Below are 9,047 nucleotides of genomic sequence, written 5' to 3' on the forward strand. Positions count from 1 at the left end.
AATTTCTTCTGCGCACTGGACGCCCGGATAGGCTTCCTTGAACGGCTTCATGTTGAACTGGTCGGCTGCAATCTTCACGAGTTCCGGATCCGGTTCGCACGGAGTCTTGCCCTGGTAACCGAGGAGCATCTTGCCGTAGCCTTCGGTCATCTTGAACCACGTACCGCGACCGGCAGCCTGGTTCAAGGTGTTCATGTAAGCCTGCTGGAAGTAGAATTGAGAAACCGGCGTCACAGAGGAAGCGAAGCCACCGCGGCGTACGCATTCACTCATGTTTTCGATAACCTTCGGGAAGAGGTGGAAGGTCTTGGTTTCGCGCATCATGAGGGTGTTGGCTGTGAGTGCGCCGCCCGGCATCGGGCTGAAGATAACGTCGGTCGTGATCTGACGTGCTTCAGGCGGGAAGTTGTAGTCCTTGAGGCATTCAACAGCGACGTTGTTGGCTTCCATGAGTTCCGGAATATGATCGTCGACGATGCTGTCTTCACCGAGGGCGAGCTTGTATTCCGTACCCTTGAGGGCGTGGAACATGGAGAAAAGGTCCGGCTGAGCCGTACCGCCAGAAAGCGGCTTGCGGCCGAGGTCGACGCCATCTGCGCCACCTTCGATAGCTGCCTTGTACTGAGCCACACCGGTACCGCAAGTGTCATGGCTGTGGATGCGGAGTTCGACCTTGTCACCAAGGAGCTTGCGAGCGCGCTTGAATGTTTCGTAAACCTTAGTCGGGTTCGTCGTACCGGAAGCGTCCTTGAAGCAGACGGAAGCGAACGGAACACCGGCGTCCAAGATGTTGCGGAGAATGCGTTCGTAGAATTCCGGGTTGTGAGCGGCGTTGAGGTCGCATCCCGGAGGAAGTTCCATCATGGTAACGACGACTTCGTGTTCGAGACCGGCGTCCGTAATGCACTTACCGGAGTAGATGAGGTTGTTGACGTCGTTCAAAGCATCGAAGTTACGAATACGGGTCATGCCGTGCTTCTTGAACATGTCGGCATGGAGCTTGATCATGTCACGCGGCTGCGGAGCGAGAGCCACAACGTTGATACCACGAGCGAGAGTCTGGAGGCGGATCTTCGGGCCGACAACGCGACGGAATTCGTCCATCATGTCGAATGCGTCTTCACCGCAGTTCTGATAGAGAGCCTGGAAACGGGCGCCGCCACCTGCTTCGAAGTGGGTGATACCAGCCTTGACGGCTGCTTCAACTGCAGGCATGAAGTCTTTCATGAACACGCGAGCGCCGAAAATGGACTGGAAGCCATCACGGAACGAGGTGTCTTGGAACAGAATCTTTTTCATAATGTTTTCCTGTGGGATAGGATCCCTGAGTTTTACTGTACAATAAAATACGCGAGCAAAGATAGCAATTAGAACTTAGAACTTAGAACTTAGAACTTAGAAATGAGGGGAAAATTTAGAACTTAGAACTTAGAGCTTAGAACTTAGAGTTTAGTGCCTGGAATTTAGAGGGGTGTGGTTGGTGGCTACGAATTGTGTGTAAACAGAAGTTTTCGAAAGACCTCGGGCGATGTTTATGAAACGCTTTAGTAGGCTTGTTCATCTAAAGATACGCTAATGAAATTTGTATCTTTGGTCCAATCATTATAATACAAACACGTTTAATTGTGTTGGAATACGGAGTCTTTATGAATAAAAAGTGCGTTCTAGCTATGGCAACGACTCTCCTTGCCGCAGAATCGGTTTTTGCTGGCCCGTCTGGTGATAAAACTGTGGTTGCTTGTAGCTTTGATGACATGTTCGGTAATTCGTGTTACTGGCGTTGCCCGGATATGGAGGATACCTATAGAACGGAAAAGAAGGACGATCGATGCGCCAATGTGCTTTTCAGATGCGCTAATTATCCGCGTTCTTTTATGCGCTCGTCTGTTGGTAGCAGTGAAATCTGGATTACACCGGATAAGTACAACCACTATTTTGGTAAGCTTCCTCAGGAATATGATTGTAGTATTTCTGAAGAAGAACGTGCTGCGATGGCCTCTCGCCCGACTCAGCCGGTTCAGCAGCAGTATGCATCGAATAAGTTCCAGAACACATCGACGTATGACGAAGCTAGAAATTTATTGATTGATAACCGCGATGGCGAACGTTATTCTACAGTGAAGATCGGTGGCCGCGTGTGGATGGCCGAAAACTTGAAGTTTCGCTTGCCGGAAAGCTACTGCTACGAAAACAATACCCAAAACTGCGAAACCTACGGTAGACTTTATACATGGAATGCCGCTAAGAAGGCTTGCCCTGATGGATGGAGCTTGCCGATGGGTGACGATCTCAACTATCAGGACTTTAACTTGAACAGCTTTAGAGTGCTTGATGGTGGTTACTATGTCGATGGCGAACGCTATATTGACTTGGGCAATCGTGCGTTCTTCTGGCTTGGCGATGAAAAGGGCGGAGATCGTGCCGACGCCATGAGCTTTAGAGGCCAGAACCTCGAAACTTTTGCTTTCCAAGGGCGTAAAGCTAATGGTTATTCTGTTCGTTGCATCCAGAATTGGGAAGCCGCTTGTAAGGATCGTCTCGGTGGCGTGATGGACAATGCTGGAAAGACTTACAGGACTCTTAAGATTGGTGACCAGACCTGGATGGCCGAAGATGTGATTCTTGACCGCCTGGATGAAATGGAAGCCCGCAACCTTGGACGTGCTTGCCCGCGTGGTTGGCATGTTCCGGAACAGTATGAATACGAACAGCTTTTCTCGAAGGCTTCGGAATTTGAGCTTCGCGCAAACGACAAGCGCTTGAGGAATAACCGCGACACGAAGGAAAATCCGTGCAGCTTGAATTTCGACTTTAAGCGTGGCTACTGGACTTCTTCGAAGAACGGTAATGAAATGACTTATGTGGACTGGAAGTACAATGCTATTCGTGAAAAGGGTTCGCCGTACTTCAAGCATGGGGATGCTTACACGAACAAACTCCGTTGCGTAAAAAATGCACCCTCTTATGCCGTTTCGAAGCCGACGGTTACAACGACGCAGCCTGCTCAATCCTCTGCAGCTCCTTCAAATTCTGCAAACAAGACTGTTTTGGAAAAGTTCCTTTTGCAGGGTGTGACTTTTGGCGTTGGTCAGTCACGCTTTACAAAGGAATCTTCTGAAGGCTTGAGAAGACTTGCAGACCACTTGAGAAATTATCAGGGAAAGAAAATTGAAATTGTCTCTCACACGGACAATCTTGATCGCCCGGAAAGAAGCCGTGTTCTTGCTTTGAAGCGCGCTGAAGAAGTGAAGGGCTACTTGGTGAATGCTGGAATCTCGAGTCAGGATATCACGGCTACGGGTAAGGGGGGTGATGAACCTCTCGTGCCGAATACAACTCCGGATAACCGCATGAAGAACAATCGCATTGAAGTGTTTGTGTACTCCTACGATGCTCCGGCTGCGGCTCCGAGTCCCGCTTCGAAACAAAATAACACGCAAGAGTATGTGCCTACAGCGAAAAAACCGTGCAAGGAACGTGACATGGCTAACGCAAAGCTCGGCGAATGCTATTCCTATACCGAAGGCACTAAGGACCACAGACGTTGCATGGCCGCTTACAAGAACTTGCTGAACCTTGCAAATACAAAGTGCAAATAAAAGAAAAGCTAAGTGAAAAATTATGGATGGGGCGAGCCCCAACCTCTTAGGCTCGATCATATCCATACGAGTATGGATGCGACTCTCGCCTTTTGAGGTTGTCCCTCACTTCGTTCGAGGATGACGGAATCAACGAATGAAAAAAGCGCAGCTCAACGAGCTGCGCTTTTTGTCTAAGTTCTGCCAACTAAGTTCTAAGAGGGCTGAAAGCTCGGTCTATCCTTAGATGAACATCATAGTGTTGAGTTTTGCTCTATATTTCCAAGTGAGTTCGTGCTTTGGACCGAGAACACCGAAGAGCGTGAGCATTGCTTTCTTTGCGGCGCCATCATTCCATTCGGGCGCTTCAACGTACAAGTTTAGGAATGCTTGGAGTGCACTTTCGAAATCTTCGGAGCAGGCAAGTTTGCAGGCCTCGTGATAGACAATGGCTTCTTTGCCTCGAACATCTTTCTTGGCGACTTCGGCATGGAAGTCGAGAAGTTCCAGAAGCGATTTTGCTTCGCGGTACTGGTCATCGCTTTCGACAAACTTGGAGAGGATTTCTTTTGCCTTGGCGGTATCCCCTAGTCCAAGATTTGCTTTTGCCCACAAGAGTTGGAGCTTCTTGTCGTTTGGATTCTTGGAAAGAGCTTCGTCGAGCATGGGGAGCGCCTGGTCGAAGTTCTTTTGTGCGATGGCATCTTCGAGTGCCATTTGGAAGCGGGCTTCGTCGGAAACGTAGAACTTTTCGAGGCGCTTCTTGAGGTCTGCTTCGGGGAGAACGCCTTGGATAACGTCTGCTATTTGTCCTTTATCGACCACGTGAATTTCGGGAACGGATTGCACACGGAACATTTGGATGAGGCGCATGTTTTCGCGATCGTCGCAACTGACAACGCCAAGCGTGAAGTCCATGCTTGTAGAAAGTTGCCCCACCAACTGGGAGTACGGGGCGCAATCCGGATATTCTGCGGAAGAAAAGAGAATGGCGACTGCGCGCGTTTCGGAGGCTTGGATAACCTCTGCTTCAAAATTTTCTGCGGTAATTTGAACTACTTTAGCCATGCTGGTAAATTTAGTTAATAGTTACTAGATACTAGTTACTAGTGATGTGTAAAAACAGGGCGTTGCGGGATGTGCCCGCTTGAAGGGGTGGTGAGCAACAAAGTGCGAGCCAGGGGAAAGCTTTCCCCTAAACACTATTTTCTCTCGTCTTTCGTCTTTCGTCTTTCGTCTATTATCTATATTAATCTACATGTGTAAATGTTCTTTTTGTGGTTCAGATGTTGAGGCGCTCAGAATTGTCAATCTTGATCTGAGGATTTGCCCAAAGTGTTATTCCATCTATTTTCCGTGCAATCAGACGTTCGCTTTTTACGGCGGGCTTTCTGACAAGACGCGTGAATTGTGGCTGGAAGATTTGAAAAAGAAAAACGTACAGGATCCGCCTTGCGAAAATCCGAAGTGCATCGATCATGGAGAACCGCTTGTTAAAGGTAAACTCCCGCACTATGGTTTCGATGGGTATGTGACGACTTGCTGCGAAACGTTCCATATGCCGCCATCGACCGTGAAACAACTTTTGCAGTGGTCGCTGGATATCAAGGCTCAACCGCAGGCGAAAGAAGGGAAACACCACTTCTTCTTTATTCATTGGATTGATGCGCTTGTGTCCAAATTTTTTGGCGAAAAGCCGGTTGAAGAAGATCCGCTAGATTTGATCCAGTACAATAGAACTTTAAGGAAATTTTTTGAGTAAATGAAAAAATCATATACCATTTTAGGAATCATTGCTGTTATTGTTATTGCCGTTTATGTGATGATTCCGAAAGAGAGGTTCGCTGAAAATGTATTCCCGTTAGGGGAGGGGACGAAGGCTTTTGCTTATGACGATAATGCGGATGGAGGGACTTCGGTTGTTCGATTCGCTTCGTCTGATTCTCTAGTTTCGTTCCAATGTGCAATGGGTATGGACGAAAAGAAACCCACCTGGTGTGGGCTTGTTTTTGATTTAGACCCGAAGGGTGAAAAAAAGTACCACAACTGGAAAAATGTCGATACGCTTTATTTGGACATGGATGTTTCGGGAACGGATGAAGTCAATGTTAAGGTCTGGTCGTACGACCCCGATGTGACCGATTTGTCTAATCCAAGTTCGTTTAAAATGCTTTTGAAAGAAGTGCCGGTTAAAGCGGGTAACAATAAGGTTGCTATTCCTTTTGAACAACTTTACATTCCCGATTTTTGGTATGACAATCTCGGTGTAAAGCGTTCGCGCAGCAACCCACATCATGAAAATATTGCCCGTGTGGAAATTTCGGCCGGGTGGAAACAGCCTCGTGGAAAGAATTTTGTTGTAAACGTCAGGGACATTTCTGTGAGTGGGGTCAGTAATAAGGCTTATGGAATATTCCTGTTTATGATTCTTGGCTTAATGGTTGTGGCGATTGGACGTAGCCACCCTGTGAAGGAGTACGATGAAAAATAGGATAGGCAAATGGGTGGGGGTGCTTGTCTTTGCTGCCTTGCTTTTGGCTTGGTGGTATGAATATTCTAAATGCGGGGAGGCCGATATTGAGCTGTTTCCTCGGAAAACGTTTGAAATATTCCCGCTGAACGATAGTGCTGTTGGCGGATTTTCAACAAGTGAAGTCCAAGCGACGGATACGCTTCTCACGGCTTCTGTAAATATCCATTCCGGTAAAGCGTTCACGTATGCCGGCGTTGGCTTTAAATTAAAGTCCTTGGATAAGCGCCTGGAACCTTTCGATTTGGCGAAATTTGATTCTTTGGAAGTTCGTGTGGCGTCGAAGCGCATGAATTCCATGAAACTTCGTGTTTTGACGGAAGATCCGGTTTACACGCGCAAGGGTGATTATGCAACGTATCGCGTTTTGGAAAAGGATATACCGTCGGCTCCATATTTGTTGATGGGTGGCGCGAAGGAACGTTTTGCAGTAAGCAAGTTTGCCGTTAGCGAATTTAGAGTGCCTGAATGGTGGCTTTCGTCGGTGGGTCTTGAAAAAGATGATGGCAAAACGTATTTGAATAGCGCCAAGTTTTTTGAAATTGTAAGTGGAAGTTCTACGCTTCGCGGCATTCCTGACGAAATGGAAATCCGCTATGTTCGCCTTTGGAGCGATAAAACGCAGCAAAAGAAAGAATTGTACATGTATCTAGCTTTCATTTTGTTTGGGCTTGTTTTATTTTTAGTATATGTGTTAAAAACTCGCGGGGGAAAAAATGCAGAGAAATTGGACGCTTGATAGGGTAATGCGCTATGTGCTAATTGCTGTAGCCGTAGCTGTAACTCTTGTCGTGCTGAATTATTTGAGTGGAGTTCTGTTTCCATTTTTTGCAGCGTTCCTGATTGCTTATATCATGGATCCGCTTGTTTGTAAGTTGCAGATAAAATTCAGATACCGTGTGATTGCTGTTGTGCTCGTGCTTTTGGGAACGGCAATTATTATTGGCGGTTGTATGTATTTCTTTGTTCCGAAAGTTGTGCACGAAGTTCAATATTTGGGAACGCTTATTTCGAGAATTTTTACAGATTCCACTTGGAGCGATCGAATCATGACGTTCTTGCCGGCGGATATGTGGGCTTCTGTGAAGACGATGATTTCTTGGAACAGTATTGCTGAGTCGCTGGAATCGCTTGATGTATGGAACGTTATCCAGACGGTTTCGGACCGTATTCTTCCGGGAGCGTGGGATATTCTTTCGAAGACATCTACAATTTTGATGGGCCTTTCGAGTGCTGCAATTGTGTTTATGTACCTTGTCTTCATTATGCTTGATATGCATAAAATAAGGAAGGGTATTCGTCGTTTGATTCCGCGCCGTTACCGCCGCGAAGCTGGTGAATTTGCGAGTGCTACGGACAAATTTATGGGAACGTACTTCCGTGCGCAATCCATGGTTGCTTTTACGGTTGGCGTTTTGTATGCAATTGGTTTTAGCGTGATGGGTCTCCCGATGGGAATTGCTTTTGGGCTGTTCTCTGGAGCGCTCAACATGATCCCGTACATGCAATTGACAACGATTCCCTTGGCCTTACTACTAGCGGTGGTTTACGCTCTAGATAAGGGAATGCCGTTCTGGGAAGTGGCTGTTATTATCCTTGCCATTTATCTTGTCGTGCAGATTATTCAGGACTTTTTTTTGGTTCCGCACATTGTCGGAAAGTCGATGAACCTTCCTCCGGTGGGGATTCTTTTGTCGCTTTCGATTTGGGGTAAACTGCTTGGTTTTTTGGGACTTTTGGTCGCAATCCCCTTCACTTGCTTATGCCTTGTCTATATTGAGAAACTAAGGACTAGGGCCGACCAGTATGTTGAAGAATCGGGCAGACTGGCTCCCAAGGCTTGATTTTATGGGGTTTTAAAAACTTTTTTCATTTTAAATTACTCTTATCTAAGAAAAAAAAAGTATAATATTACCAAACATTTCACAAATCTGACTCAAGGAGTTAAAAAATGAACAAACAAGATCTCATTGAAGCTGTGCTTGCTAACAAGGAAGCTGGCATCGAATCCAAGGCTGCTGCTGCTCGCGCAATCGACGCCGTTCTCGACGGTATCGCTGCTGGCATCAAGAAGGACGGCAACGTTCAGCTCATCGGTTTCGGTACTTTCTCTGTGAAGTCCCGTGCTGCTCGTACTGGCCGCAATCCGCAGACTGGTGCTACCATCAAGATCAAGGCATCCAAGACTGTCGGCTTCAAGGCTGGTGCTGCACTCAAGGAAACCGCTGCTAAGAACAAGCCGGCTAAGAAGTAATCTCTCTGAGCTAGATTTGCTTTTTGCAAAGGGAATGGGTCGCTTTAGAGCGGCCCTTTTTTGATGACAGAAAAAATATGCGGTAAGAGTTTATTATATTGATGAACAATAACTTAGAGGTTTTTATGAAACGAGTTCTTTGGGGATTGTTCCTTGCCTTGTCTGTCAGTGGTTTTGTGGGTTGTGCTGCCCCCGATGATGGGGATGAAGAAAGCTTGCGTGAAAGATGCTATAGAGAACCGCAGCTTCCTGAATGTAGTGAATCTCCTGATATTACTCCAGAAGACACCCCTTCGATGGGTGATGATTTTTAGCATAATCCGTTGAAAGGTCCGCTCATATATTTTATATTTGCGCAAGTTTAAGTCTTTGCGAAATAGGAAAGTAGATGTACGGAATTTCGAAGAATATGAAGTGCGCTTGTGGCGCCCATCATGTTGTGAATACCGCTACTATTTCTATTTCCATTTTTGATTTTGCTGGACCGTTTGGTTCAGCATTTTTTGTGTTTTAATAAATAATTAGTTCAACGGAGATAAACAAAATGAAGATTGAAGGCATCGACAAAGTCCTTATCATCGGTTCTGGCCCGATCGTGATCGGTCAGGCTTGCGAATTCGACTATTCCGGCACCCAGGCTTGCAAGGCCCTGCGCGAACAGGGTTACAAGATCGTGCTCGTGAAC

General features: G+C 46.8%; 9 protein-coding genes. 7 read left to right on the forward strand and 2 right to left on the reverse strand.

The features are described 5' to 3' along the window. On the reverse strand, positions 1-1,299 hold a 1,299-nt coding region (locus HUF13_RS16655), incomplete at its 3' end, for a biotin attachment protein (protein ID WP_173476153.1). Positions 1,300-1,646: 347 nt separating this feature from the next. Here HUF13_RS16655 and HUF13_RS16660 point away from each other — a divergent pair. Further along, positions 1,647-3,599 carry an FISUMP domain-containing protein gene (locus tag HUF13_RS16660; RefSeq protein ID WP_173476154.1) on the forward strand — a complete coding sequence of 651 codons (1,953 nt, stop codon included), beginning with the start codon at positions 1,647-1,649 and terminating at the stop codon, positions 3,597-3,599. Between the two features lie 222 nt (positions 3,600-3,821). Here HUF13_RS16660 and HUF13_RS16665 read toward each other — a convergent pair whose 3' ends face one another. Beyond that, entirely contained in the window at positions 3,822-4,646 is an 825-nt protein-coding gene (locus tag HUF13_RS16665; RefSeq protein WP_173476155.1) for a tetratricopeptide repeat protein, read from the reverse strand. A gap of 355 nt (positions 4,647-5,001) precedes the next feature. Here HUF13_RS16665 and HUF13_RS16670 point away from each other — a divergent pair, with 355 nt between their 5' ends. The 6 genes from HUF13_RS16670 to HUF13_RS16695 all read left to right on the forward strand — a co-directional run bounded on the left by HUF13_RS16670 (position 5,002) and on the right by HUF13_RS16695 (position 8,676). Then, complete coding sequence (locus tag HUF13_RS16670; RefSeq protein WP_173476156.1) at positions 5,002-5,340, forward strand: hypothetical protein; 339 nt, start codon at positions 5,002-5,004, stop codon at positions 5,338-5,340. Next, positions 5,341-6,069: a hypothetical protein gene (locus HUF13_RS16675; RefSeq protein WP_173476157.1), complete on the forward strand. Its 729-nt coding sequence runs from the start codon at positions 5,341-5,343 to the stop codon at positions 6,067-6,069. Next, positions 6,059-6,847, forward strand: a complete 789-nt coding sequence (locus HUF13_RS16680) for a hypothetical protein (protein ID WP_173476158.1) — start codon at positions 6,059-6,061, stop codon at positions 6,845-6,847. The genes HUF13_RS16675 and HUF13_RS16680 overlap by 11 nt, the downstream gene beginning before the upstream one ends. Then, entirely contained in the window at positions 6,825-7,952 is a 1,128-nt protein-coding gene (locus HUF13_RS16685; RefSeq protein WP_173476159.1) for an AI-2E family transporter, read from the forward strand. Before HUF13_RS16680 ends, HUF13_RS16685 begins: the two co-directional genes overlap by 23 nt. A gap of 107 nt (positions 7,953-8,059) precedes the next feature. Then, the gene (locus tag HUF13_RS16690; RefSeq protein WP_072827891.1) at positions 8,060-8,362 is read left to right on the forward strand and encodes an HU family DNA-binding protein; all 303 of its coding nucleotides are present in this window, start codon (positions 8,060-8,062) and stop codon (positions 8,360-8,362) included. A gap of 125 nt (positions 8,363-8,487) precedes the next feature. Then, a complete protein-coding gene (locus HUF13_RS16695; protein ID WP_304039337.1) occupies positions 8,488-8,676 on the forward strand; it encodes a hypothetical protein in 189 nt (62 codons plus the stop codon). Positions 8,677-9,047: the final 371 nt, after the last annotated feature.

The organism is Fibrobacter succinogenes (assembly GCF_902779965.1).
GTDB classification, from domain to species: domain Bacteria; phylum Fibrobacterota; class Fibrobacteria; order Fibrobacterales; family Fibrobacteraceae; genus Fibrobacter; species Fibrobacter succinogenes_F.